The following is a 23,524-nucleotide window of genomic DNA, read 5'->3' as shown; positions in this document are numbered from 1 at the left end:
CTTCACGCCAGTGGCTTCCGCCACTCCAGACTGACTTGTCCCATGTGTCCCGGTCATGCTTGATCCCACGCTGATTCCCAAACGCAAGTTGCCTCGGTATGGCTTCCACACCCATACCGAAAAGTTCAATGGACGGGTGGCCATGCTCGGCTTTATCGCCTTGTTGGCCCTTGAATACAAGCTCGGTCACGGCTTGATTTCCTGGTGAGCTCCGCTCTGCTCGGGTGCAGTGCTGCTGAGCTTGAGCAGTGGGCTGTGGCCCAGGGGCAGTCGGCCTTCCGCGGGCGTCAACTGCATGATTGGCTGTATGGCAAAGGGGCACGTGATCTGAATGCGATCACCGTGCTGCCGAAGGCTTGGCGTGCGGCACTGCAAGATCAGGGCGTGGTGATTGGACGCCTCCATGAGCAACTGCGGTCCGTGGCGAGTGATGCCACCACCAAGTTGCTGCTCGGTACCGATGATGCCGAGACGATCGAAACGGTTGGCATCCCTACAGATCAGCGGCTCACGGTGTGTGTCTCGAGTCAGGTGGGATGTCCGATGGCCTGTCGGTTCTGTGCCACAGGAAAAGGCGGTCTTCAACGTTCGCTGGCAACTCACGAAATCGTTGATCAGGTGCTCAGTATCCGCGAGGTGATGGATCGCCGACCTTCCCATGTTGTGTTCATGGGCATGGGCGAGCCGCTACTCAATATCGAGGCGGTCTTGGCGGCGATTCGTTGCTTCAACGACGATCTCGGAATTGGCCTGCGCAGGATCACCGTCAGCACTGTGGGGGTGCCCCGCACTTTGCCCAAGCTGGCGGAACTGGCCATGGAGAAACTTGGCCGAGCCCAGTTCACTCTGGCGGTGAGTCTGCATGCCCCCAACCAGCAGCTGCGCGAGGAGTTAATTCCTACCGCTCACGCTTACCCCTATGACGAGCTGCTCGACGACTGTCGTCACTATCTGGCGATCACGGGCCGGCGGGTGAGCTTTGAATACATCCTGCTGGGCGGTCTCAATGACCATCCAGCCCATGCTGAGGAGCTGGCCGATCAGGTCGGGGGGTTTCAGAGCCATGTGAACCTGATCGCCTACAACCCGATCGAGGAGGAGGAATTCCAGAGACCCTCATCAGAGCGGATTGCTGGTTTCCGCCGGGTTTTGGAGAGGCGTGGCGTGGCCGTCAGCCTGCGGGCCAGCCGCGGACTGGATCAGAACGCCGCCTGCGGTCAATTGCGGAGACAAAACAGGTCAGAACTCACGATCTAAGGGAGACTGCCTCCACCTGTATCGAGCCATGACCGGAGTCGACTGGCTGATTCTTGCTGTCTACATGCTTGGCACTCTGGTGCTGGGTCTGTGGTTGTCACGCCGTAACCGCAGTGAAGACGATTACTTCGTTGCCGGTCGCAGCCTCAGTGGCTGGCTAGCGGGTGCGTCGATGGCGGCGACCACCTTCTCCATTGATACGCCTCTCTATGTCGCCGGTTTGGTTGGAACTCAAGGCCTGGCAGGGAACTGGCAATGGTGGGGTTTTGGTCTGGCTCATGTGGCGATGGCTGTGGTGTTTGCACCTTTATGGCGCCGTAGTGGCGTGATGACCGACGCTGCCTTCACGGAGCTGCGTTACGGCGGAGCAACCGCCGCCTGGCTGCGGGGGACCAAGGCCTTTCTGCTGGCTCTTCCGGTGAACTGCATCGGCATCGGCTACGCCTTCCTGGCCATGCGCAAGGTGGTGGAGGCCCTCGGTCTCGTTTCGAACCGAACGGTCTTCGAATTTCAGGGGAAGGTTGGCTCCGGCTTCGTCACCCTTGGCCTCTCTGACACTGTGTTGTTGCTCGCAGTCGTGGCGCTGCTGGTGCTGATTTACACAGTTGCTGGCGGGCTGTGGGCGGTTGTGGTCACCGATTTCGTTCAGCTGGTGCTTGCCATGCTTGGTGCTCTGGCCGTGGCCTGGGCTGCGGTGCATGCCGCCGGTGGTATGGAGGCGATGCTCGCCAAGATCAGCGATCTCGGTCGACCGGAACTGCTCTCGATGGTGCCATGGCGCTGGGAAGGGGATTTCAGCGGGATATGGCGCTGGAGGGAGGGGGGCTTCAACTGGTCGGCTCCAGCTGGGATGGGCTTGAGGTGGATTGGCGGAGCCCAAATCAGTGTTGCCACCTTCTTGGCCTATCTGACGGTGCAGTGGTGGAGCTTTCGTCGCAGTGATGGTGGCGGTGAATTCATTCAGCGCATGCTGGCGACCCGAGATGAGCGTCAGGCCCAGTTGGCCGGCTGGGTGTTTCTAGTCGTCAATTATTTGTTGCGTAGCTGGTTGTGGGTGGTGGTGGCTCTTGCTGCCCTGGTGCTGCTTCCACCTGGTGGTGACTGGGAGCTCAGTTATCCGATCTTGGCTGTGCGTTATCTACCTCCGGTGGTTCTGGGCCTGGTGGTTGTGTCGCTAGTGGCGGCCTTCATGAGCACCGTGAGTACCTCGGTGAACTGGGGTGCCAGCTATCTCACCCATGACCTCTATCAGCGCTTTGTGCATCCCAAGGCCAGCCAGAGGGAATTACTGCTGGTGGGGCAGCTCATCAGTGTGTTGTTGCTCGTCTGCGGTGTTGTTGTGGCCATGTTGGCTCAGAGCGTTGGCGAAATTTTTCGCTTGGTCATTGTGATCGGAACTGGTTCAGGCGCAGTCCTTATCCTGCGTTGGTTCTGGTGGCGCATCAATGCAGCCGCTGAGTTGGCGGCCATGATTTGTGGCTTCGTTGTGGGCCTGAGTACGTCCGGAAAATTAGATCCGCTACTGGATCGCTTGGTTTGGATCCCGCCGCTGAAGATTGACGATTACGGCGAGCGCCTGATGGTCACCACAGGAATTACGGCGGTGGTTTGGGTTCTGGTGATGCTGATGACGCCGCCTGAATCGCCCGAGGTGATGGAGCGTTTTGTCCGCAAGGTGCAGCCCCCGGGGCCGGGTTGGAGACGATGGCGCCAGCGATTTGATGTGGAGGTTGTCGATCCTCTTGACGAACTGATTCGACGATTCCTGCTCAGTAGTGGCGTGCTTTTCGGTGCCCTGATTGGCTCAGGGGCTTTCTTGCTGCATCAATCTCTGACCGGTTGGTTTGGGATGGTGCTTGCAGTGCTCTGCGGTTTGCCTCTGCTCAAAACCTATGGGCTACGGTCCCGCCCCGGTTGAACAGGTTTCAGAATGGAGTGAAAGCCTCTTCAAGTTGCAGTTCTTCCGTTCCACACTTCTGCCGGCGCTGATTGTGCTGCTCTTCGCCTTGGCCCTCGTGGCCGTTAGTGCCCGGATCTGGTTGCCAGGCGACATGCTCGCCCCTGCCCCCATCGGCTAATTCATGCCATCCAGCTGCCTTTACGATCAGCATCATGAGTGATCTTGAAAACCAGTCAGGAGACGAGGGGTTGGCCGATCTCGCCATCGACCCTGAGGTGCTTGAGAGGGAGCTTGCCGCCGAGCTGCTTGGTGATCCTCTTGATGAGATCGCCTGTGAGGAAAGTGAAGATGAGGCTCTCTTGGCGGCACGAGAGTGTGATGCAGGCCTGAAGTGGTTGCTGGGTGGTCATGAGGATCGGTTGCAGGGATTGAGGGTGTTCTGTGAATACCGAGACCCTCGTGCAGTGCCACAGCTGCTCCCTCTGCTTCAGGAGATGTGTCCTGTGTTGAGGATGAGTGCGGTGTATGCACTTGGACGGAATCCATCTCCAGTGGCCGTAGAGCCTCTTCTCAATCTTCTGCAGTCCGACTCCAACGGCTACGTGCGCAAGGCAGTGGTTTGGAGTCTGGGCAACCATGCCGATGCTCCCGTGCTCAACCCCCTGGTTCGTGCGCTCCAAACCGATATCGCGGCCGTGCGTCTGTGGGCATCCGTTTCGTTGGCAGAAGCGGGGATGGTCTCAGCGGCCAAGGCTGATCTTGCTGCCTCCGAGCTGTTGGTCAGCCTCGGGATCGATAGTGAGCCGGTGGTGCGTAGTAATTGCATCTGGTCACTTGGTCAGTTGATCGATCAACTGGAGGCGCCGCGCCGCGAGCAGGTGATGGAGGCATTTGTTCAAGCCTTGGTGCACGACCCTGAAGCCTCTGTGCGCGATGAAGCTCAAGCTGCTTTGGAGCAGCTTGAGCAGCCTGACTTGCTGGAACGGGTGCAGACGTTGGTGGACGAGGGGCTGCTGCCCTAAAGCATCGTCTGATCACGACTTCAACCACTCTGTGGTCTTGCTGTAACAGATGAACCACAGCCATTGGCAACGTTGCTTAGCATCTGCCGATCATCGATTGAGGTGCATGCCCCAGCGCACACTCCGCTTTCGGATCCGCCCCGACGGTCGCGTCGAGGAACGGGTTGAAGGTCTTCAGGGAGAGGCTTGCCTGGGACTCACCGAACGGCTGGAGACCGCTTTAGGCTCCGTCGAACGGCGAGAGGCCACATCTGAGGCCTACACCACACCTTCTGAGCAATCCCAGCCCCTGTCCGTTAAACACCTCTGATGTCTCACTTCAGCACTGTCAAAACCGAGCTCCGTCAACGTGAGCCTCTGGTCGCGGCCCTGCGTGATCTTGGCTACTCCCCAGAGGAGGGATCAAGAGTAGTGCGCGGCTATCGCGGTCAGACAGTGGAAGCCGAACTGGCAGTGGCGATGAGCGATGGTGGGGATCTTGGCTTTCGCTGGAATGCAGAAACCGGCGCCTATGAATTGGTCACCGACCTCGATCTCTGGCGACAACAAGTGCCGATCGAGCGTTTTCTCTCCAAACTCACTCAGCGCTATGCGTTCAATACTGTTTTGAAAGCAAGCGCTCAAGAAGGGTTTGAAGTGGCCGAACAGCGTGATTGTCAGGATGGATCAATCGAGCTTGTGGTGACGCGTTGGGATGCCTAATTCCTGGCTCCGAGTGTTGCGTGACCTTTCCTTTTGACCCTTCTGTCGCCTACCGGGCCTCCGCTGTTGAGCCCGATGGTCCGACTGGATCAGAGCCTGTTCTCGGCGGTGCTCTGAGAGAAAAAGCTGTTTGGGTGGATGAGGCTGTTTGTATCGGCTGTCGTTACTGCTCTCACGTGGCTTCCAACACCTTTGTGATTGAGCCAAGCCTGGGGCGTTCTCGGGCGATTCGTCAGGATGGCGACAGCACATCCTGTATCCAAGAGGCGATCGAGACTTGCCCGGTGGATTGCATTCATTGGGTCGGCTTTGAGGAGCTTGATGGTCTCCGCGAGCGTCTTGAGGGCATGGAGATGTTGCCTTTGGGCTTGCCCTCTCCCTCTCGGCACCGTCGGCAAAAGTTCTGATGGCGGCCGGATTGCCCACCCGGCGTTTTGGGCGCACGGAGTTATCAATCCCGGTGCTTTCGCTCGGGGGCATGCGCTTTCAGCAGAGCTGGACCGACCTCCCTGCAGAAGAGATCAAGCCTGAGTCACAGAAAACGGTTGAAGCCACTCTGCAGAAAGCCGTGGATTGCGGTTTTCACCATGTGGAAACCGCCAGGCATTACGGCAGTTCCGAGCGCCAGATCGGCTGGGCGTTGCCGAAGGCTTGTGATCCGCAACGCCTTCTCCAGACCAAGGTGCCACCCCGTGAAGATCCGGCTGTGTTTGAACGGGAGCTTGAGCTCAGTGTTGAGCGCCTTGGTGGGGCCCGTCTTGATCTGCTGGCGATTCATGGAATCAACCTGTCAGAGCATCTCGACTGGACCATTCGGTCAGGGGGCTGTCTGGAGGTGGTGCGGCGCTGGCAACGCCAGAACCGCATTGGTCACGTGGGTTTCTCCACCCACGGTCCAACGGACCTGATCCTGGAGGCGATCGCCACCGATCGTTTTGATTACGTCAATCTGCACTGGTACTTCATACGCCAGGACAACGATCTGGCCCTCACGGCTGCGAGGCGCCATGACATGGGTGTTTTCATCATCAGCCCTACTGATAAGGGCGGCCATCTGCATACTCCATCGCACAAGTTGGTGGAGCTGTGCTCACCTTTGCATCCGATCGTCTTCAACGATCTTTTTTGTCTCAGTGATCCCAGGGTGCATACGATCAGTGTTGGCCCTTCCCAACCAAGCGATCTTGATTTGCATCTAGAGGCGGTTGCCTTGCTTGATCAGGCTCCTGCTTTGATCCTGCCGATCATTGAGCGGCTCCAATCTGCAGCCCGCATGGCTCTCGGAGATGCCTGGTGTGAGACCTGGCAAGCCGGATTGCCGAGTTGGGAAGACACGCCTGGCCAGATCAACCTGCCTGTGTTGCTCTGGTTGCACGGTTTGGTAGAAGCCTGGGGCTTAGAGGGCTATGCCAAAGCCCGCTACGGCCTGCTGGGTCACGGGTCCCATTGGTTCCCTGGGGCGAATGCCGACCTGCTCGATCGGGATGTGAGTGAAGCCTGCTTGAGAGCTGCACTCACCGAGAGCCCCTGGGCTGATCAGATCCCAACCCTGTTGCGGGGGTTACGGCAACGGGTCGGCGGATGCGCGCAGCAGCGGCTGGCGCAGATCTGATGCATTGCCCTCCCCGTCTTCAACCGCTGTTGGCACCAAGGGGGAGCTTGGCGGGAAGTCCTACCGCCCGGGGATAGGTTCTCGGACATGGGCCGGTCGCTTGCAGGCGCAACAGATGGCGCATACCTTTTCCCGCTGGCAGTTCCATAGCATCACGAGCTCTGATCCGAGCCTTGAGTGGGGCCACGGCTTGTTCCAGCTCCTGCTGATCATCAGCGCTCCAGCGGCCGCGATAAAGCAGTGCCTCGCCCTCGTTGCGCAGCAGCGGCACCAGGTATTCGGCTACCACAGGGGCTGCCGCTACGGCGCGAGCCATGGCCAGGTCAAAGCGGCCGCGGCAGGAAGGATCGCGGCCTGTCAGCTCCACGCGCTCGGTGCGCACGCTGATTCTGTCTTGGATGCCAATCGCCTCTGCCATGGCCAGTACTGCGGTGGTTTTGCGGCCTACCGAATCCACCAGAGTGAGTTCGGCTCCCGGCAGGGCAATGGCGACTGCCAGCCCCGGGAAGCCTCCACCAGTGCCCACATCGATACAGCGGCGAGGAGCTGTCGCAGTTTCCAGTTCCTGATGCAGGGGCCAGAGACTGTCAATGATCTGCGAAACCCAAAAGTCTTCTCCCTCCAATAGCCGTGTCAGGTTGACGCGGGAATTCCAGCCGACCAGTTCGCTCTGTAAGGTCTGGAACTGGATGAGCTGCACCTCGTTCGGAGCCCAGCCCAAGGCGTTCCAAAGTTCAGGACCAGGAACACTAAAAAGGGACGGGGACGGCATGGAGCCCGCAGGACAAGTCTTCCTAGAATGACGCTAGGCCTCCCGCTTCGATGTGGCCTCTGCAGATCGGAGTGTGAGCACCCCACCGAGTCATTACGAACGTCTTGGAATAAGGCCAGAAGCCGATGGCCGCACATTGCACCAGGCCTTCCGAAGCCGAAGCAAGGCGCTCCATCCTGATACCACCAGCCTCCCAGCCGCTGAGGCGGCGCGTCAGTTCCGGTTGTTGCGCGAAGCCTATGAGCAGTTGCAGGATCCCAACCGGCGGGCTGCCTATGACGCGACCTTGGCGCAGCAGTGCCTTCAACAGAAACCAGCAGCCGAGCTGGCTCAACCGACACCTCTGGCGAGTTCTGATGGCTGGGGTCGTGTCGGTGAGCGTCGCCCTCTTTCCGGGGGGGAATGGTGGGCACTATTGCTGTTGCTGCTTGCTTTGATCTTCTGCCTGTTGCTGGGCATTGGTGGCGCCTGGGCCCGAGGCTTGGAACTCCAGGTGCAACCCAGTTGGTTGGTGGCAGATCAGACTTCGGGTCAGCCTTTGATCAAGGTTCGCAGCGATGACCCCACTGCCGCCGGGCCAGACACCACTGAATCGCCATTCACTCCGCTCACTTGAAGAATGGCTCAAGGGACTCGGTGCCGTACGCATGGAGTCGGACCCTTGCCTTTGGCATTGGCAACAACCCACGTGGTCCGCGCAGATCCGTTTGGACCAGGAAGACCTTCTGGTGACCTGGGAACAGACTGGGATGGCCAGCCAACGCAGCTTCCCCTACGGACTGTCCCGATTGGATGTCGAAGCTGCCATGCGGGCAGGTCCCTGATCGCTTGCCAAGATCAGTCGCGAGCGCAGCCGTTGATCCTCCAACCAGCTCGATTGGATGAGCATGAATGGGTCACAAGGTGGCCTTTGGTATCACCAGATCTGTGGCTGCATTAGCGACAGACTTCACTGCGCTCTTCTGGTCCGGTGGAGAGAGGCCCGCAGTTGACCCAGCGCACCAGATTCAACTCCACATCAGTGAACAGCACCAGGATGCCTCCGCAGAGCAGGATGACGGCCAAGGTTGCCCATGTCTGACGGCGGCTCATGCTCAGTTGCTTGCTTGGGTGAGTAGTGCTTTGAACTTAGGACCGAGATTCTGCTGTTGCCACTGACTTTGCAGGGTCTCTGCATTCAGCGGATCCAGAGGTGGCAGCTGTGCGAGTACAGGCACCTTCCCGAGCTGCTCCAGGGTGCGTGGGTTGTCGGCATGCAGGTGGCCGTTAAGAATCAGTCCCAGTACCGGAATGTCCCGGCTCTTTAAGGCCTCGAGGCTGAGCAGGGTGTGATTGAGGGTGCCCAGGCCGCTGCGTGCCACAAGCACGATGGGCAGTCGCCAGCGTTGTAGCTGATCGATTTGCAACCAGTCGCGAGTGAGTGGCACCAGCAGCCCTCCCGCACATTCCACGACCAGTGGCGAGGTCACAGATGGCAGACGGAGATGGGCTGGATTGATCCGCTTGCCTTCGCGTTCCGCCGCCCAGTGAGGTGAGACGGGTGCTTGGAAGATATAGGCCTCCGGAATCCAGCGCTGCTCGGGCAGGGTCAGCAGCTTGATCACACGCTGACGGTCACCGCCTTCGCTCAGACCACTTTGCACCGGTTTCCAGTAGCTCGCCCCCAGCCCTTGCACCAATAAGGCACTCACCACGGTCTTGCCGACGTCGGTGTCTGTTCCACAGACCACCAGCTGGAGGGGGGATTGTTCAGAGATGGTGGATGTCATGGCGCTGCTCCGGAGTGTTCAAGCCAGTCCTGCACGCGCAACAGCAGATCGGGTACGAGCAAGGCATGGCCACTGCCCTCCAGCGTCCAGATGCTGGGTTTGTGTTGGAGATGGTTCTGTAGATCGTCCAGCAGTTGGCGGCGTGCTTCGGCCACCACAATGGCGTCTGCACCTGCATTCACCACCAGCACCCGGGCACCGGTGGGAAGACCAGAGGGAAGCGATGCTGTGCCACTGAGCTGGATCAGATCCTCACGCAGTCGTTGTCGACCTGCAGTCGACAACCCCTCGTGTGCAGGGCTTGCTGGTAGGCCGCTTGCAGATGCGGGGGTTGCAGCCCGGTTGAGAAAGCTGTGCAGCATCGTCGTTTCTTGGTCTGTGCCGATGCAGTGGCCCATGCCGATTAGCCCTGTATGCAGCGCTCGTCCGGCTCGTCCTACAGGCACAAAACGGCTGAAGCAGGCCAGCAGCACCACGTCGGTTGAAGCTCTGAGCACCGGTTCGGGCAGCAGGTGGGGACCAAGAGAGTGGCCGATGATGACGCGTCGCTGTTGTTTGACCGGACTTCGATCGCTGTCCCAGGTGGGCATGAAGGGTGGACGGGACCCGTAACCCCTCTCTCCGTTCTGCCACGCCCAGCCATGGCGTTGGAAGCGGCGCTGCCAAGGGCGCCATGCACGGCTGTCGCCGCTCCAACCATGCATGGCGATGACTTGTTTCATCGCAGTGTGATTGCGGTCATGGGGCGGTCGTCATTGAGCCTTCGCAAGGCAGTGCAGCAAGAGTTCCAAGGTGTCATCGCTCTGCTGCCGATGCAGCACCAGGCGCAGCCTTGCACTGCCCTCCGGCACCGTGGGGGGACGAATGGCAATGCTGAGTAGGCCTGCCTGTTCCAGCTGTTGCTGAAGATTCAGGGCGGTTTGGTCATCGCCCACAAGCAAGGGCATGATCGGGCCACGACCCCTTGGCCTTGGCCAGCCTGCAGTCGCGATGCGATCGCGCCACTGCTCCGCCCGCTCCACCAACTCGCTGCCCCAATGGGGGTGAGCCTGGATGAGGTGGAGTGCCTCCAGGGCTGCAGCGGCGAGTGGGGGTGCCAGGGCTGTGGTGTAACGGAAAGCGCCGCTGCTTTGCAGCAGTTGCTCGCCCAGATCTTCATCACAAGCGAGAAAGGCGCCACCACTGCCAAATGCCTTACCGAAGGTGCCGCTCACCATCGTGACGCCGTGATGGATGCCATCACTGGGCGTGGCAATGGTTGCAGCCAATCCTTGTCCCCTGGGGCCAAGGATTCCGAGGGCGTGGGCTTCATCGACGAGCAGTTTTGCGTCATGGGCCATGCAGAGCGCCACCATGCTCGTCAGATCCGGGCTTGTTCCCTCCATGCTGAAGAGACTTTCGGTGATCACCAGGATCGGCTGGGATGGCCGTGCCCTGCGAATGTTCTCGAGCTGAAGACTGAGATCTCCAAGGTGGTTATGGGCGAACCGCTTGAGCCGGGCACCGTTCGCTTGAACACCCACCAGTAGGGAGTGATGGATCAGCCGGTCGGCCAGCACCGTGGTGTGTCGATCCGTGAGCGCTGTCACCGCCGCCAGGTTTGCTTGAAATCCACTGGGAAAGAGAAAAGCCCGTTTCCAGCCCAACCAGGACCCCAGAGCGGCTTCCAGCTCCTCATGGACCGGACGGCTGCCGCTCACCAAACGCGAACCACCGGCGCCCACACCTTGATCCTTGATGGCCTGCCAGGCGGCCTGTTGCAGCAGGGGATGTCGGGCCAGATTGAGATAATCATTGCTAGCCAGATCAAGCAGACCCTCATGGGAGGGGTGGGTGCCGGAGGGTCGCAGGCGATCCGATCCGGGCTTGGGCACCCAGGTGCGCAGGCTGCGGCGGCGAGCGGGCGGGATGCTGGCCATCGATTCACTTTGGATCACGCCTGTCGGTGTGAGGCCATGGCCTCCCTAGGATCTTGGCCATGGCTGATCATGATTCACCCTCTGCGCAGTCTGCAATCAATGGGGTGATTGACCTCGAGCAGCTGTTTCCCTTCGCACTGGATGACTTCCAGCTTGAAGCGATCGATGCCCTCAATCAGGGACAGTCGGTGGTGGTGAGTGCTCCCACCGGTTCTGGAAAGACCTTGGTGGGTGAATATGCAATTCACCGCGCGATCGCGCATGGTCAGAAGGTGTTTTACACCACCCCGTTGAAAGCACTGTCCAATCAGAAATTACGGGATTTCCGCGAGCAGTTTGGTCAAGACAATGTTGGCCTGATGACCGGTGATTTGAGCGTCAATCGCGACGCCCGGGTCGTGGTGATGACCACCGAGATTTTCCGCAACATGCTCTATGCGGAAGTGGACAAGGGCAACGACCCTCTCGCTGATGTTGAGGCTGTGGTCCTCGACGAGTGCCACTACATGAATGACTCTCAGCGCGGCACTGTTTGGGAGGAATCGATCATCCATTGCCCGCCATCGGTCCAGTTGGTGGCGCTGTCAGCCACGGTCGCCAACGCAGGCCAACTCACCGATTGGATTGAGCGAGTTCACGGGCCCACCAGGCTGGTCCTGAGCGATTTCCGTCCGGTGCCGCTCCAGTTCAGCTTCTGCAGTGCCAAGGGATTGCATCCTCTGCTGAATGAAGCCGGTACTGGTTTGCATCCCAACTGCAAGGTGTGGCGTGCTCCCAAAGGTCACAAGCGCAAGGGGCGCTCCCCAAAACCACCGCAGCCAGAACCGCCACCGATCAGTTTCGTGGTTGCCCAGATGGCAGAGCGGGACATGCTTCCGGCGATCTATTTCATCTTCAGCCGGCGCGGATGCGATAAGGCGGTTCGCGATCTCGGTGTGCAGTGCCTCGTCTCGACGGAAGAACAAGCCAGGATCGCTGCGCGTTTACGGGCCTATACCCTCGCCAATCCGGAGGCCGTGCGTGATGGGCTCCATGCCGATGCCCTGCTAAGAGGGATTGCTGCGCACCATGCCGGCGTGCTTCCGGCCTGGAAAGAGCTGATTGAAGAGCTGTTTCAGCAGGGATTGGTGAAGGTGGTGTTCGCCACCGAAACCCTGGCTGCCGGCATCAATATGCCTGCCAGAAGCACGGTGATCGCTTCGTTGTCAAAGCGCACTGAACGGGGTCATCGCCCCTTGATGGCTAGTGAATTTCTGCAGATGGCTGGTCGTGCGGGGCGTCGTGGCCTCGACTCCAAGGGCTATGTCGTCACCGTGCAGAGCCGTTTTGAGGGGGTCCGTGAGGCGGGGCAGTTGGCAACCAGCCCTGCGGATCCGCTGGTGAGTCAGTTCACCCCCAGCTATGGCATGGTGCTCAATCTGCTCGCCCGCCATGACCTCTCCAAGGCGCGGGAATTGGTCGAGCGCAGCTTCGGGCGCTATCTGGCAAGCCTCGACTTGGTGGAGGAGGAGGAGATCCTCAATCAGTTGCGTCTTCAGCTCGGCCAGCTGCAGGGCATTTCAGGAGACGTGCCTTGGGAAGACTTTGAGGATTATGAGAAACGGCGTGGCCGCCTGCGCGAGGAGAGGAGGCTGCTGCGCATCCTCCAGCAGCAGGCTGAGGAGACCTTGGCCAATGAACTCACCCTGGCGCTTCAGTTCGCCAGTACCGGAACGCTAGTGAGTCTGAAGGCCCCGCAACTGCGCGGTGGCGTCACCCCAGCGGTGATTGTTGACAAGCTCGATGGCCCTGGTCAGTTTCCGCTGCTGCTCTGCCTCACGCACGACAATGTCTGGCTGTTGTTGCCCTGTCAGGCGGTCGTCAGTCTGCATGCCGAGCTCAGCTGCCTCCAGGTCGACAGTGTCATCGCTCCCGACCTTCATCGCGCTGGCGAGTTGCGTCATGGTGACCAGCAGAGCGGTGGACTTGCTCTGGCAGTGGCGCATATGGCCCAACGCCATGACATGACGACGCCCCAATACGACTTGGCTGGTGAGGTGCTCTCCCAGGCGAGGCTGGTGAAAGAGTTGGAGGAGAATCTCGAGGCACATCCCGCTCACCGCTGGGGTGATCGGCGTCAGCTCAAGAAGCATCGCCGGCGCATGGAGGAGTTAGAGATCGAGATCGGCGAACGCCAGCAGCTCTTGCATCATCGGGCCAATCGCCACTGGGACACCTTCCTTGCCCTGATCGAGATCCTTCAGCACTTTGGTTGCCTTGACGATCTTCAGCCCACGGAGATTGGCCGAACCGTTGCAGCCCTTCGGGGTGATAACGAGCTCTGGCTTGGCCTCGCCCTGATGAGCGGCCATCTGGATGATCTGCCGCCACAAGAGTTGGCAGCAGTGTTTGAGGCGATCAGCACTGAAGTGAACCGGCCGGATCTATGGAGTGGTTTCCCGCCCCCACCGCGGGCTGAGGAGGCTTTGCATGATCTGATGGGCCTTCGCCGCGAACTGTTGCGGGCCCAGGAACGCTTCAACGTGGTGGTGCCTGTGTGGTGGGAGCCGGAGCTGATGGGGCTCGTCGAGGCGTGGGCCAATGGCTGCGCCTGGAATGACCTGATCGCTAACACCTCTTTGGATGAGGGCGATGTGGTGCGGATCATGCGGCGAACGGTGGATCTGCTGGCCCAGGTGCCCTACTGCGAAGCGATCAGCGAGCAGCTGCGCAGTCATGCTCGTCAGGCGCTGAGGGCGATTAATCGCTTCCCGGTGGCTGAAGCGGAGGATCTGCTCAAGACAGGTGAGGGACTCAATCCGGCTACTGAACGGGCAGCTTGACCAGAGTGCCCCTTAGCCGTGGGGAATGGTCATGGCGGCCGGATCGACGATGCGATCGAACTCTTCGGCGCTCACATAGCCGAGCTCTAGAGCTGCATCGCGCAAGCTTGAGCCCTGTTCATGGGCATATTTAGCGATAGCGCTGGCTTTGTCGTAGCCAATCACTGGTGCCAAGGGGGTCACCAGCATCAGCGACTGCTCAACGTCGCGCTGGATTCGGGTGTGGTTGGGCGTCATCCCTTCCACCATGGCGACCCGGAAGCAGCGGCTGGCATCCGTTAGCAATGTGATGGCCTGCAGCAGGTTGAAGCCGATCAGTGGTTTATAGACGTTCATTTGCAGATGGCCACCGGCTCCTGCCATGGCCACCGCTGCATCCAGACCGATCACCTGGGTGCACACCATCGCCATGGATTCACACTGCGTGGGGTTCACCTTGCCAGGCATGATCGAGCTCCCGGGCTCGTTTTCTGGGAGATGCAGTTCCGCCAGGCCGGCGCGGGGTCCGCAGGCAAGCAGGCGGATGTCGTTGGCGATCTTGAGCAGGCTCACAGCCAGCAGTCGCAGCTGACCCATGGCGTTCACCAGACCGTCATGGCTCGCCATCACGGCGAATTTGTTCGGTGCGGAGCTGAAAGGCAACCCCATCAGTCGGGCTAATTCCGCGGCGGCTTGGTCCGCATAGCCATCGGGGGCGTTGAGGCCTGTGCCTACGGCGGTGCCCCCGAGGGGCAGCAACAGCACTTCATTCAGACAGGCGTTGATGCGCACAGAAGCAGTGTTGATCTGATCCCGCCATGCGGAGGCCTCTTGCCCCAAGGTGAGAGGTACCGCGTCCTGGAGGTGCGTGCGGCCGATCTTCACGATGCTTCCCCAGGCCTCAGCTTTGGCCGCGAAGGTTTGGCTCAGCAGTTGTAGTTCAGGCAATAGACGATGGCAGATCCCATCAGCTGCGGCGACGTGAATCGCTGCTGGGAAAGCGTCGTTGGTGGATTGCGACCTGTTGACGTGGTCATTGGGATGGACTGGTTGATGGCTGCCGAGCTCTTCGCCTGAGGTGCGTGCTGCCAGATTGCTGATCACCTCGTTGAGGTTCATGTTGGTCTGGGTTCCGCTGCCGGTCTGCCAGACGCGAAGAGGAAATTGATCGTCGTGTTGGCCTTCTGCAATGGCGGCAGCAGCCTCAACAATGAAATCGCGTTTCGCTTCGTCCAGGACTCCAAGTTTGGTGTTCACGATGGCTGCCACTTGCTTGATCCTTGCCAGGGCATGGATCAGTTCAGTTGGCATCCTGTCGGCTGCAATGTCGAAGTTCTGCAGAGAGCGTTGGGTTTGAGCGCCCCAGAGGGCTTCAGCAGGTACTTCAACAGGCCCCATGCTGTCGGTTTCGACCCGTGTCGCTGCCACCATCAGTTCGTCTCGCCTCGCTGCGACGCACTTGCACACGTCTTCATCCTGCCAGCAGGGCTTGGACGACCGACTCGTGCTGTTGGTCAGTTGTCCGGTCCAGGCCGCAGCACCAGCCAGGTCACAGCCGCTAAGCCTGAGAGGCTAACGACCACGTAGATCCAGTCGGCATAGGGGGTCCAGAACATCGGCTACGCGGGTGATCAGAGCCCCAGCCGTGACCAGATCACCCCTAGGTTCGCCTGGTGTAAATCGGTGCTGAAGCAGGCTGCTAGTTGTTCTGGATTGAGCTTGTCGGTCACATCGGGGTCGGCTTCTAAATTGCCGCGGAAATCACCACCGTCTGCGTTCCAGGCTGTATGGGCATTGCGTTGCACCACCCGGTACGCATCCTCACGGCTCATGCCGGCATCGACTAATCCAAGCAGGACCCGCTGGCTAAACACCACGCCGCCGTAGACATTCATATTGCGGCGCATGTTGTCGGGATAAACCCCCAGTTGGGAGACGACGGCGGTCATCTCTCTGAGCATGAAGTGAAGGGTGACAGAACAGTCGGGCAGCATCATGCGTTCGGTGGAACTGTGACTGATGTCGCGTTCATGCCAGAGAGCCACGTTTTCCAGTGCTGCCACCACGTAGCTGCGCAGCACGCGCGCCAGACCACTGATCCGCTCGCTGCGGATCGGATTGCGCTTGTGAGGCATGGCTGAACTGCCTTTCTGTCCCTTGGCGAAGCTCTCCTCCACCTCAAGCACGTCAGTGCGTTGCAGGTTGCGGATCTCGGTGGCGAATCGGTCGAGAGAAGCTCCGACCAGTGCGAGTGTCTGCACGTAATCGGCATGGCGATCGCGTGAGATCACCTGAGTGCTGGCGGTGTCTGGCGTGAGGCCCAGCCGCTCGCAAGTCAGGCGTTCCACCTCAGGGTCGGTATTGGCGTAGGTGCCCATGGCACCGCTGATCTGGCCTACGGCAACATCACGCTCAAGTCGCTCAAGACGCTCTGTGTTGCGGCGGGTTTCCGCTAGCCAGCCAGCCAGTTTGAAACCAAAGGTGATCGGTTCGCCATGAATGGCGTGGGAGCGACCGATCATCACGGTGGCCTTGTGGTCGGTCGCCAGCTTGGCGATCGCGTCATCCAGATCGGCCAGTTCCTTTCGAAGCAATCCAACCGATGCCTTGAGCTGCAAGGCAACGCCGGTATCCAGCACGTCGCTGCTGGTCATGCCGACATGAATGAAGCGTCCTGCATCACCCACGTGTTCGTTCACATTCGTGAGGAAGGCAATCACATCGTGACGAACCTCCGCCTCGATCTCGAGGATCCGCTCCGGCTCGAAGGCGGCCTTTGTCCGGATCTCCTCCATCGCGTCCTTAGGCACGCGTCCCAGACTGCAGTTCGCTTCACAAGCGGCAACTTCAACGTCGAGCCAGCTCTGGTATTTGGCTCTATCAGTCCAGAGGTTGCCCATTTCGGGCAGGGTGTATCTCTCGATCAAGGCCAGCGCGTGGCAACGACGTCACCAATGTATGGCCCTGCCTTCAGGCTGAATGCAGCCGCTGGTGCTCCACTTCCCATTGCACATGCTGGCCCCAGGCCTGCTGCCGCACTAGGCAACGACCGCCACGGCAGTGGATGACCTGAAACGGAGGAAGGTCTGAGGGATGGTTATCGAGGGTCACGAAACTACCGGGGTGCAGCAGTTCGAACACGTCGTGCTTTGGGGCTGGAGAGACGGCGCTGAGAACGCGTTCAGCCCGGTTTCGGCCGTGGCGATGGCTGCGGGGAGGCTGACTAGCTGACACGTCCCGATGGGCGGATTGGGTTGATCTTCCCGGAGGTCATCCAGGCTTTGGGCTTACCCCCCGGATTTGTTCGGTTTTTCCCTCTGCTTTTATGAAGAAATGGCACACAAGACCCGTTTGGACCAGCATTTGCTGACGCTGGGCCTGGTGCCAACCAGGCAGCAGGCTCAGCTGTTGATTCGTGCAGGCAAGGTTCGTGATGGAAGCGGTCTGCTGCTGGATAAGCCTGGCCAGCAGGTAGCCGCGGATCTCAAGGTGACTGTGGAGCAACCCCCACGTTTTGTCTCCCGTGGAGGAGAGAAATTGCTGAAGGGGCTCGAGGTGTTCCCTTTAACAGTGGAGGGTCGCGTTTGTCTGGATGGTGGGATCTCCACCGGTGGATTCACCGATTGCCTTTTGCAGCACGGTGCGCGTCGGGTCTATGGAATTGATGTGGGCTATGGACAGACGGCCTGGAGCCTGCGCACCGACCCCAGGGTGGTGCTGCGAGAACGCACCAATCTGCGCAGGCTCACTCCCGAAGAGATGTATGGACCTGATGATCCCCGCCCCGACTTTGCGGTAGCGGATGTCTCTTTCATTTCGCTAGGTCTGGTGATGCCAGCGATTCAGGCCTTGCTCACCCCCTCGGAGGCCGAAGCCGTGCTGCTGGTGAAACCCCAGTTTGAAGTGGGTCGTGAACGGGTGGGGAAGGGAGGAGTCGTCAGAGATCCTGGGGCCCATCGCGATGCTTTGCGTGGAGTGATTCAGGCTGCATCGGGTCTCGCTTGGCAGGCTTACGGACTCGTTGGCTCGCCCATTACCGGACCGGCCGGAAATCACGAATATCTGCTCTGGTTGCGCGCCGGGCGCCCTGATCTGGTCTGGTTGTCTGGTCCACGCAAGGGTCAAGCTGTGACGGAGGTCGATGACACAGACATCGCCAGAGTGGTGACTACCACCCTGGCGAAGGCTGAATGAAGTCATCCGAGCGGGTGGACGTCTCGTCAGAGAGCGGTGCCGTCGCGCTCACCAGTGCGGATTCTCAACACGCTGTCGACTGGGGAAATGAAGATCTTGCCGTCGCCGATCTCTCCTGTTTTGGCGGCCTCAGCGATGGCGTTCACGACGGCCTCAACATTGCTGTCATCGATCACAACCTCGATCTTCAGTTTCTGTAGGAATTCAACGGTGAATTCAGATCCGCGGTAGCGCTCCACCTGGCCTTTCTGGCGTCCGAAGCCGCGAACCTCGCTCACGGTCATGCCAACAATGCCGGCGTTGACCAGGGCGAGTTTGACGTCCTCAAGCTTGAAGGGGCGAATGATGGCCTCGACTTTTTTCATGGACGGCGATCGATAATTTCGAGTGTTAAAAGTTTGTCAGAAACGGCCTGCTTTCGGTAGAGCCTGCACCGGAAGATATTGCAGGATGAATTGAAAAGGTCTCTCTGGTTTCGTCCATTAGGACTCAGCCTCGGAGAGATGATTGTGCTGGCTGCTACTGATTCAGGAGTCCAAGCTCCTCTGGGCCTCTTGGCGGCGATGGTGATACGCCCTGCCTCGGTAATGGAGCTCTACGCGTGGATCGGGCGCCGCAGCCTCGTGTCGCAGAGGAGCTTCATAGTGGAGGCCACGGTAGGTGTGATCAACCTGGGCGCTGCTGGCCTGTTCGTGCTTGCTGGGGTCGTACTGGATCCCGCGATAGGTGCGCAGTTGAGTGGTCATGGTGGGCAACTCGAAGGGATGAACCTTGTCCCGGCTTTGGCCGGGTCCGCTTCGATAGAAGGAGCGTTGCTTCGCCTTGCGGACTGGCTACTTCCTGCTGTTGGGTCGGTGCAAAGCACCGCTGGAGCTCAACGTTTTGTCCTTCTTTATCATTTTATCTAGATGCTGCTGTTCATGGTGAACATTTGATCATTCCTTCATGGATATTTCCTGAAGGAATGCGGTGGCGGAGGGCTGGCCCTGAGCCTTAGTGTTCGACCTGTCTGTTGCCGACCTGTGAGCCAAGTCGCCCCTGATGCCACGCGCACGCCTCTATATGGCGAGAGGTCGATTGCCGATGCAGAACTGATCTGCTTCGAGAACCCTCGCCCAGGACGGCCCTACGAGGTCTCGATCGAACTGCCAGAGTTCACTTGCCTGTGTCCCTTTTCGGGGTATCCCGACTTCGCTGTGCTCCGGTTGCTCTATCAACCGGGGCCGAAAGTGGTTGAGCTCAAGGCGATCAAGCTCTATATCAATAGTTACCGCAACCGGACGATTTCCCATGAGGAAGTAGCCAATCGGATCCTGGATGATCTTGTGGTGGCCTGTGAGCCGGTTTGGATGCAGCTCGAAGCTGATTTCAATCCCAGAGGCAATGTGCACACGGTTGTGCGTGTCACGCATGGATTTCGTCAGCCCTGCTAAGCAGAGTTGGGAACTCCTGAGCAAAGCCGCTCAGATTGCGGTTGCAAAGGCCGGCGATGTGTAATTTCTGATGCTCGGGGTCTTCCACTGCCCAAAGTTGACGGGTGGCTACCAGACTCAAACCTCCCCCCAGAAGGGTGATGGCGAAGCCGGAGTAAACCAGGGGCACGCCAGGGTCGCGTTTCAGCAATAGTCCGCTCGCAGGCATCACCTCGACCACCCTCAAGGGCAGCCCATTGACTTCGACGGAGGAACCACCTGGGCGCAGGTTGGTGATCAGCTCGCCCCCCTCGCCGAACACCTGTACCGGCCCAGCTTCGCTTCCTAGGGTCAGGAGCACAGGTTCGCTCCCATCTGGGCGGGTTGGTAGGACCAGGCCCCAGAGCTGGTCGCCGAGCTCAGGAAAGGTCTGCAGCGGTAGTTGCAGCAGGGGGCTTCTGCCCAGCTGAACTGTGATTGTGGCGAGGGACCAATCCGCTTGATAAACGGTCATGCCGCGATATCGCAGCGGGTGATTGACACTGATTTCTTTGAAAACCGCCTCGTTGTCCCCTGGGGGTTGCAGCGAGAGTTGCGAACGAAACTGTTCGGTGCGTCCAGCCGGGTCACGTTCAATCGTGAATTGATCGAGCGTGAGTGTGAGCTGGCTGTTCCCAGACCTGTCCAGAAGGTCAAGGCTGCGGCCTGGCGCCAGAAATCGTTCCAGTCGATTGCCTCCGAGGGAACCCCAGGCCGCCCCGAGCATCAGCAGCACCATCCCGGTATGCACCAATAGAGGCCCTACGCGGCCCACCACCCCACGCCGGGCTGCCAGCCGACCTTGCTGTTCCTGAACCTGCCATCCCTGCGCTCGCAAGCTCGTCGCCAGATTGGTGATTCCCTTCTTCGGGTCAGGGCTGCTCAGCGTTTCGGCGAGCGCAAGTTTGCTGAGTTGTCGGGGTTCGCGGTAGTCGATCCAGCGCAGGGCGGATTGCAGTGCAGGCCATTGACGGCGCCAGCTGCAGAGCATGAGCGCAACGCCGAGCCAGCCAAGGAGGCCTAGGAACCAACCACTCGAATAGACATGATCCAGCTGCAATTGCAGCATGCGCTCGCCGTTGATCACTCCCAGCCATGGGTCGGCATTGAATCGCTCCAGATAGAGAGCAGGGTCTTCCCCCTGGGGAAGGATGGTGCCGATGGCGCTGGCGCTGGCAATGAGCAGAAGGAGAAGGATAGCCAGCCGCAGGTCGGAGAGCAGGGCTGCCAGGCGTCGGAGCAGGGTCATCGATCAGCTCCAGCGGGCCAGAAGGGTGAGCATGCCAGTGCAGATCAACACAACACCACTGATGGGTGGAACCCATCGGCCGATCGGTCTCAAGGCCAGCAGCTTGGGCACACTGGCGGCAGCACTGCCGGCGATAAGTAAGGGCAGAACTTGGCCGATCCCGAAGCTTGTGAGCATCAGCACTCCCACGAGTGGTCTGCCGCTCGTGGCAATCCAGCCCAGCAATACCGCCAGCACAGGCGTTGTGCAGGGCGAAGCTGCCAAGCCGAAGGCGAGTCCGGCTGCGATCGGTGCCAGGGGGGCTGGTACCCGTTCGGTCCAGCGCATCGGATCCGGGCCCGAAGGAAGGGGGAGCCGAACCAGGCCAAGCAAATTGAGTCCCATCACCACAGCCAGCAGGCCGACGAGGCTTGGCACCACATCCGGTACCTGGCCATAAATGCGGCCGACCAGTCCGCTGAGGCTGCCCAGCACGACCAAGGCGCCCACGATGCCCGAGCAAAACAGCAGGCTGCGTTGCCAGCCTGGCTGCTGGCCCTTGAAGCCAGCAAGATAGGCAAGGGTCACCGGAAGCAAGGAGAGCGAACAAGGCCCCAGGCTGGTGAGGGCACCGCCCACGAAGACAAGCCCGATGGTGAGGGGGCCGGGCTGATTGAGCGCCTGGGTGAGCAGCTGCTCACTGCTGCGCGCCAGATCCGCCAGATCCAGGGATGCAATCGCCAGGAGGGAAACGTGAATGGTCGCTGCCGGAGCATCCGGAGTGCGCTTGATGGATCACCCTATCGACTTGGCGCCAGGTGCTGATTAGAACGTTCGTTCTGTCGCCTCGGTCGGCGTCCCCCCACGAGACTGGTGGATTCAAGCGAACAGCGGATTAGAAGGCCCGCCACGAGAAGGCTTGAGAGCAGAGAGTTGCCGCCGTAACTCACCATCGGTAATGGCAGCCCCGTTGTCGGCATGGCACCAGAAGCAACGGCAAGATTCATCAAGGATTGGCCGATCAAGAGGGTGGTGCAGCCGATGGCGGTGAGTCTCGCCTGATTGCTGCGGCACCGCAGGGCAACGCGCAACCCAAGAAATGCCACCAGCATCAAAAACAGCAGCAGCATCACTGATCCGATGAATCCGAATTCTTCGGCATAGACAGCGAAGATGAAATCGGTGCTCTGAATGGGCAGATACTGCAGTTTCTGGGTGGACAGTCCGAAGCCTTGGCCGAGGATGCCTCCGGAACCGATCGCCAGAAGGCTCTGGACCAGTTGGTAGCCATCTCCCTGGGGGTCTTGCCATGGGTTGAGGAATGAGACCACCCTCAGCCGCTGGTATTCGTTGATCATGATGCTGCTGAACCCGAGTGCTGCTCCGACCAGTGCTGTTCCAAACAGGCTGCGAAGACGAAGGCCGGCAGAAAAAGCCATGAGCCAGAGCAGGAGTCCCGTCAGAGCCGCTGTACTCAGATTCGGTTGTTTGAGAATCAGCAGTATCAGAGCCCCGAAGCTGCCTAGCCAGAGCAACTTTTGATCCACACCACTGCGTTTCCAGTGCGCAAATAAGTTGGCTGCCTGCAGTACCACGAAGGGTTTCACCAGTTCCGATGGCTGAATCTGCATCGGGCCGATCGGTAGCCAGCGGCTAGCGCCATTCACAGGGTCCCCAAAAAGAAGCGTGGCGGCCACCAGTAGACAGCCGATCCATACAGCCGGGCCGGCCACTTTCATCCAACGTCGTAGGTCGGTGCTGACAGCAAGACTGAGGAGGCCCCAGCTTGCGAGCATCCAGATCACTTGTCTTTTGAGGTAATAGGCCCCCTCTCCCATCTCACGACTGGCAACCCACCAACTGGCAGAACCCAGGATCAGAAGACCTGCAAGGCTCCAGATCAGCGTGAGAGTGAGTAGCAGGCGCGCTTCGGCAGGCCAGAGAGACCAATCAAGGGGCAGCATGCGTGTCCAGATGCTGCTGCCCTTTGGCACAGCATCTGCTGCGGCGCTGATCCGAGCCTGTCGCGAGGAAGCCCTCCGTCGGGAGTTCAAGCTTTTGCGGGACAAAGACACAGGATCTGATTCAGTCCATTCAGCCGTTTTAAACCGTGTTTGCCAAGGTATGGGAGCAAAAAAAAGCCCGGTCTGTGACCGGGCTTGGAAACGGATTGGTTTGGTGGTGACTCTCAGTTGCCCACGTTGACCTGACGGCCACCTGTGCAGAGCTCAACCTTGATGATTCGTCCACCTTGCTTCTGGATTCGCTGTTGTTCAGCGAACCAGCTGTCGTAGGGCACCCACTTGGTGAAAAAAGTGTTTTGCAACTCGCGTTGCGTGCGCACTTTCTCAGGGCTGGGTATACAGGCCGTAACTTTGAACAACCGCATGGTTCTCAGTTGCCGAGACCAGAGCAGATGTAATCCAGGTAAACGCCCATTTCCTTGCCAGCATCTGCACCGACGAGTGTGGCAACAACTTCCTTCATGGCCTGGATGGCCTGAACGGTTGCGCCGATGGGAACACCCAGGGAGTTGTAAGTCTCCTTCAGACCGTTGAGAACACGCTCATCAAGGATGGAGGTGTCACCGGCCAGCATGGCGTAGGTGGAGTAGCGCAGGTAGTAATCCAGATCGCGGATGCACGCTGCGTAGCGGCGGGTGGTGTACATGTTGCCGCCTGGACGGGTGATGTCCGAGTACAGCAGTGCCTTGGCGACGGCATCACGGATGATGCCGGAAGCGTTAGAGCTGATGGTGGCTGCGGCACGAACGCGTAGCTCACCACTGGAGAAATAGGACTCAAGGCTGGTCATCGAAGCCGTGTCCAGGTAGAGGCCCTGGACGTCGGACTTATTGATGACGTTGGTGATGGCGTCTTGCATGGATCCGTAGGAAG

At 59.6% G+C, this 23,524-nt stretch carries 30 protein-coding genes; 14 read left to right on the top strand and 16 right to left on the bottom strand.

The window, feature by feature from the left end:
• Positions 1-55 precede the first annotated feature (55 nt).
• From DXY10_RS12045 to DXY10_RS12005, 9 genes are all read left to right on the top strand, one after another.
• Complete coding sequence (locus DXY10_RS12045; RefSeq protein ID WP_115019599.1) at positions 56-208, top strand: high light inducible protein; 153 nt, start codon at positions 56-58, stop codon at positions 206-208.
• Positions 205-1,257 (top strand): 23S rRNA (adenine(2503)-C(2))-methyltransferase RlmN, encoded by a 1,053-nt coding sequence (rlmN, locus tag DXY10_RS12040; RefSeq protein WP_115019598.1) that lies wholly within the window; start codon positions 205-207, stop codon positions 1,255-1,257. The genes DXY10_RS12045 and rlmN overlap by 4 nt, the downstream gene beginning before the upstream one ends.
• Positions 1,258-1,285: 28 nt before the next feature.
• The gene (locus DXY10_RS12035) at positions 1,286-3,175 is read left to right on the top strand and encodes a sodium:solute symporter family protein (RefSeq protein ID WP_115019596.1); all 1,890 of its coding nucleotides are present in this window, start codon (positions 1,286-1,288) and stop codon (positions 3,173-3,175) included.
• Complete coding sequence (locus DXY10_RS12030; RefSeq protein WP_115019594.1) at positions 3,150-3,335, top strand: hypothetical protein; 186 nt, start codon at positions 3,150-3,152, stop codon at positions 3,333-3,335. The genes DXY10_RS12035 and DXY10_RS12030 overlap by 26 nt, the downstream gene beginning before the upstream one ends.
• A 34-nt stretch (positions 3,336-3,369) precedes the next feature.
• Complete coding sequence (locus DXY10_RS12025) at positions 3,370-4,179, top strand: HEAT repeat domain-containing protein (protein WP_115019592.1); 810 nt, start codon at positions 3,370-3,372, stop codon at positions 4,177-4,179.
• A gap of 106 nt (positions 4,180-4,285) precedes the next feature.
• The gene (locus tag DXY10_RS12020) at positions 4,286-4,489 is read left to right on the top strand and encodes a DUF2997 domain-containing protein (RefSeq protein WP_115019590.1); all 204 of its coding nucleotides are present in this window, start codon (positions 4,286-4,288) and stop codon (positions 4,487-4,489) included.
• Complete coding sequence (locus tag DXY10_RS12015) at positions 4,489-4,881, top strand: DUF1257 domain-containing protein (protein WP_115019588.1); 393 nt, start codon at positions 4,489-4,491, stop codon at positions 4,879-4,881. The genes DXY10_RS12020 and DXY10_RS12015 overlap by 1 nt, the downstream gene beginning before the upstream one ends.
• Before the next feature lie 20 nt (positions 4,882-4,901).
• Positions 4,902-5,288, top strand: coding sequence for a ferredoxin (locus DXY10_RS12010; protein ID WP_115019586.1), 387 nt, complete (start codon positions 4,902-4,904; stop codon positions 5,286-5,288).
• Entirely contained in the window at positions 5,288-6,493 is a 1,206-nt protein-coding gene (locus DXY10_RS12005; protein ID WP_115019584.1) for an aldo/keto reductase, read from the top strand. The genes DXY10_RS12010 and DXY10_RS12005 overlap by 1 nt, the downstream gene beginning before the upstream one ends.
• A gap of 19 nt (positions 6,494-6,512) precedes the next feature.
• Here DXY10_RS12005 and rsmG read toward each other — a convergent pair whose 3' ends face one another.
• Positions 6,513-7,265, bottom strand: a complete 753-nt coding sequence (gene rsmG, locus DXY10_RS12000; RefSeq protein ID WP_115019582.1) for a 16S rRNA (guanine(527)-N(7))-methyltransferase RsmG — start codon at positions 7,263-7,265, stop codon at positions 6,513-6,515.
• 73 nt (positions 7,266-7,338) lie between these two features.
• On the opposite strand from rsmG, the gene DXY10_RS11995 reads away from it, so the two are divergent.
• Together DXY10_RS11995 and DXY10_RS11990 are read left to right on the top strand one after the other, a co-directional pair.
• Positions 7,339-7,881: a J domain-containing protein gene (locus DXY10_RS11995; protein ID WP_115019676.1), complete on the top strand. Its 543-nt coding sequence runs from the start codon at positions 7,339-7,341 to the stop codon at positions 7,879-7,881.
• Positions 7,823-8,089, top strand: a complete 267-nt coding sequence (locus tag DXY10_RS11990) for a DUF3143 domain-containing protein (RefSeq protein WP_115019579.1) — start codon at positions 7,823-7,825, stop codon at positions 8,087-8,089. The genes DXY10_RS11995 and DXY10_RS11990 overlap by 59 nt, the downstream gene beginning before the upstream one ends.
• Positions 8,090-8,201: 112 nt before the next feature.
• Here the strand turns inward: DXY10_RS11990 and DXY10_RS14665 are convergent, their stop codons facing one another.
• Genes DXY10_RS14665 through DXY10_RS11975 form a run of 4 tightly spaced genes read right to left on the bottom strand, consistent with a single transcriptional unit; the run spans position 8,202 to position 10,953 of the window.
• Entirely contained in the window at positions 8,202-8,357 is a 156-nt protein-coding gene (locus tag DXY10_RS14665; RefSeq protein ID WP_170955828.1) for a hypothetical protein, read from the bottom strand.
• A 2-nt stretch (positions 8,358-8,359) separates the two neighbouring features.
• Complete coding sequence (gene bioD, locus DXY10_RS11985; protein ID WP_115019577.1) at positions 8,360-9,034, bottom strand: dethiobiotin synthase; 675 nt, start codon at positions 9,032-9,034, stop codon at positions 8,360-8,362.
• The gene (locus DXY10_RS11980; RefSeq protein ID WP_115019576.1) at positions 9,031-9,756 is read right to left on the bottom strand and encodes an alpha/beta hydrolase; all 726 of its coding nucleotides are present in this window, start codon (positions 9,754-9,756) and stop codon (positions 9,031-9,033) included. Before DXY10_RS11980 ends, bioD begins: the two co-directional genes overlap by 4 nt.
• A 30-nt stretch (positions 9,757-9,786) precedes the next feature.
• On the bottom strand, positions 9,787-10,953 hold the full coding sequence (locus DXY10_RS11975; RefSeq protein ID WP_115019574.1) for an aminotransferase class I/II-fold pyridoxal phosphate-dependent enzyme: 1,167 nt from the start codon (positions 10,951-10,953) through the stop codon (positions 9,787-9,789).
• A gap of 59 nt (positions 10,954-11,012) precedes the next feature.
• On the opposite strand from DXY10_RS11975, the gene DXY10_RS11970 reads away from it, so the two are divergent.
• Entirely contained in the window at positions 11,013-13,775 is a 2,763-nt protein-coding gene (locus DXY10_RS11970) for an RNA helicase (protein ID WP_115019572.1), read from the top strand.
• Positions 13,776-13,787: 12 nt separating this feature from the next.
• Here DXY10_RS11970 and fumC read toward each other — a convergent pair whose 3' ends face one another.
• The 4 genes from fumC to DXY10_RS11950 all read right to left on the bottom strand — a co-directional run bounded on the left by fumC (position 13,788) and on the right by DXY10_RS11950 (position 16,988).
• Positions 13,788-15,185 carry a class II fumarate hydratase gene (gene fumC, locus DXY10_RS11965; protein ID WP_115019570.1) on the bottom strand — a complete coding sequence of 466 codons (1,398 nt, stop codon included), beginning with the start codon at positions 15,183-15,185 and terminating at the stop codon, positions 13,788-13,790.
• 83 nt (positions 15,186-15,268) lie between these two features.
• The gene (locus DXY10_RS11960) at positions 15,269-15,370 is read right to left on the bottom strand and encodes an adenylosuccinate lyase (protein ID WP_115019568.1); all 102 of its coding nucleotides are present in this window, start codon (positions 15,368-15,370) and stop codon (positions 15,269-15,271) included.
• Positions 15,371-15,385: 15 nt separating this feature from the next.
• Positions 15,386-16,681: an adenylosuccinate lyase gene (gene purB, locus DXY10_RS11955; RefSeq protein ID WP_115019566.1), complete on the bottom strand. Its 1,296-nt coding sequence runs from the start codon at positions 16,679-16,681 to the stop codon at positions 15,386-15,388.
• 43 nt (positions 16,682-16,724) lie between these two features.
• On the bottom strand, positions 16,725-16,988 hold the full coding sequence (locus DXY10_RS11950; protein WP_115019564.1) for a hypothetical protein: 264 nt from the start codon (positions 16,986-16,988) through the stop codon (positions 16,725-16,727).
• A 99-nt stretch (positions 16,989-17,087) separates the two neighbouring features.
• Between DXY10_RS11950 and DXY10_RS11945 the strand changes: the two genes are divergently transcribed.
• A complete protein-coding gene (locus DXY10_RS11945) occupies positions 17,088-17,948 on the top strand; it encodes a TlyA family RNA methyltransferase (RefSeq protein WP_115019675.1) in 861 nt (286 codons plus the stop codon).
• 26 nt (positions 17,949-17,974) lie between these two features.
• Here DXY10_RS11945 and DXY10_RS11940 read toward each other — a convergent pair whose 3' ends face one another.
• Entirely contained in the window at positions 17,975-18,313 is a 339-nt protein-coding gene (locus tag DXY10_RS11940; protein ID WP_115019558.1) for a P-II family nitrogen regulator, read from the bottom strand.
• A 162-nt stretch (positions 18,314-18,475) separates the two neighbouring features.
• Positions 18,476-18,694, bottom strand: a complete 219-nt coding sequence (locus DXY10_RS11935; protein ID WP_115019557.1) for a DUF4278 domain-containing protein — start codon at positions 18,692-18,694, stop codon at positions 18,476-18,478.
• Between the two features lie 276 nt (positions 18,695-18,970).
• On the opposite strand from DXY10_RS11935, the gene queF reads away from it, so the two are divergent.
• A complete protein-coding gene (gene queF, locus DXY10_RS11930) occupies positions 18,971-19,381 on the top strand; it encodes a preQ(1) synthase (RefSeq protein WP_115019555.1) in 411 nt (136 codons plus the stop codon).
• Here the strand turns inward: queF and DXY10_RS11925 are convergent.
• From DXY10_RS11925 to apcB, 5 genes are all read right to left on the bottom strand, one after another.
• Positions 19,353-20,648, bottom strand: coding sequence for a cytochrome c biogenesis protein ResB (locus DXY10_RS11925; RefSeq protein WP_115019553.1), 1,296 nt, complete (start codon positions 20,646-20,648; stop codon positions 19,353-19,355). The two genes, queF and DXY10_RS11925, sit on opposite strands and share 29 nt — an antisense overlap.
• 3 nt (positions 20,649-20,651) lie before the next feature.
• Positions 20,652-21,320 (bottom strand): cytochrome c biogenesis CcdA family protein, encoded by a 669-nt coding sequence (locus tag DXY10_RS11920; protein ID WP_170955832.1) that lies wholly within the window; start codon positions 21,318-21,320, stop codon positions 20,652-20,654.
• Between the two features lie 107 nt (positions 21,321-21,427).
• Positions 21,428-22,591: an FtsW/RodA/SpoVE family cell cycle protein gene (locus tag DXY10_RS11915; protein WP_115019673.1), complete on the bottom strand. Its 1,164-nt coding sequence runs from the start codon at positions 22,589-22,591 to the stop codon at positions 21,428-21,430.
• Between the two features lie 224 nt (positions 22,592-22,815).
• Positions 22,816-23,016: a phycobilisome linker polypeptide gene (locus DXY10_RS11910; RefSeq protein ID WP_007098856.1), complete on the bottom strand. Its 201-nt coding sequence runs from the start codon at positions 23,014-23,016 to the stop codon at positions 22,816-22,818.
• Between the two features lie 5 nt (positions 23,017-23,021).
• Complete coding sequence (apcB, locus tag DXY10_RS11905; RefSeq protein ID WP_115019550.1) at positions 23,022-23,510, bottom strand: allophycocyanin subunit beta; 489 nt, start codon at positions 23,508-23,510, stop codon at positions 23,022-23,024.
• Positions 23,511-23,524: the final 14 nt, after the last annotated feature.

The sequence above is a fragment of the Synechococcus sp. UW140 genome, assembly GCF_900474295.1.
Taxonomy (GTDB): domain Bacteria; phylum Cyanobacteriota; class Cyanobacteriia; order PCC-6307; family Cyanobiaceae; genus Synechococcus_C.
Note: the sequence above shows the minus strand (reverse complement) of the source record. Positions and strands in the feature narration are given on the sequence as shown.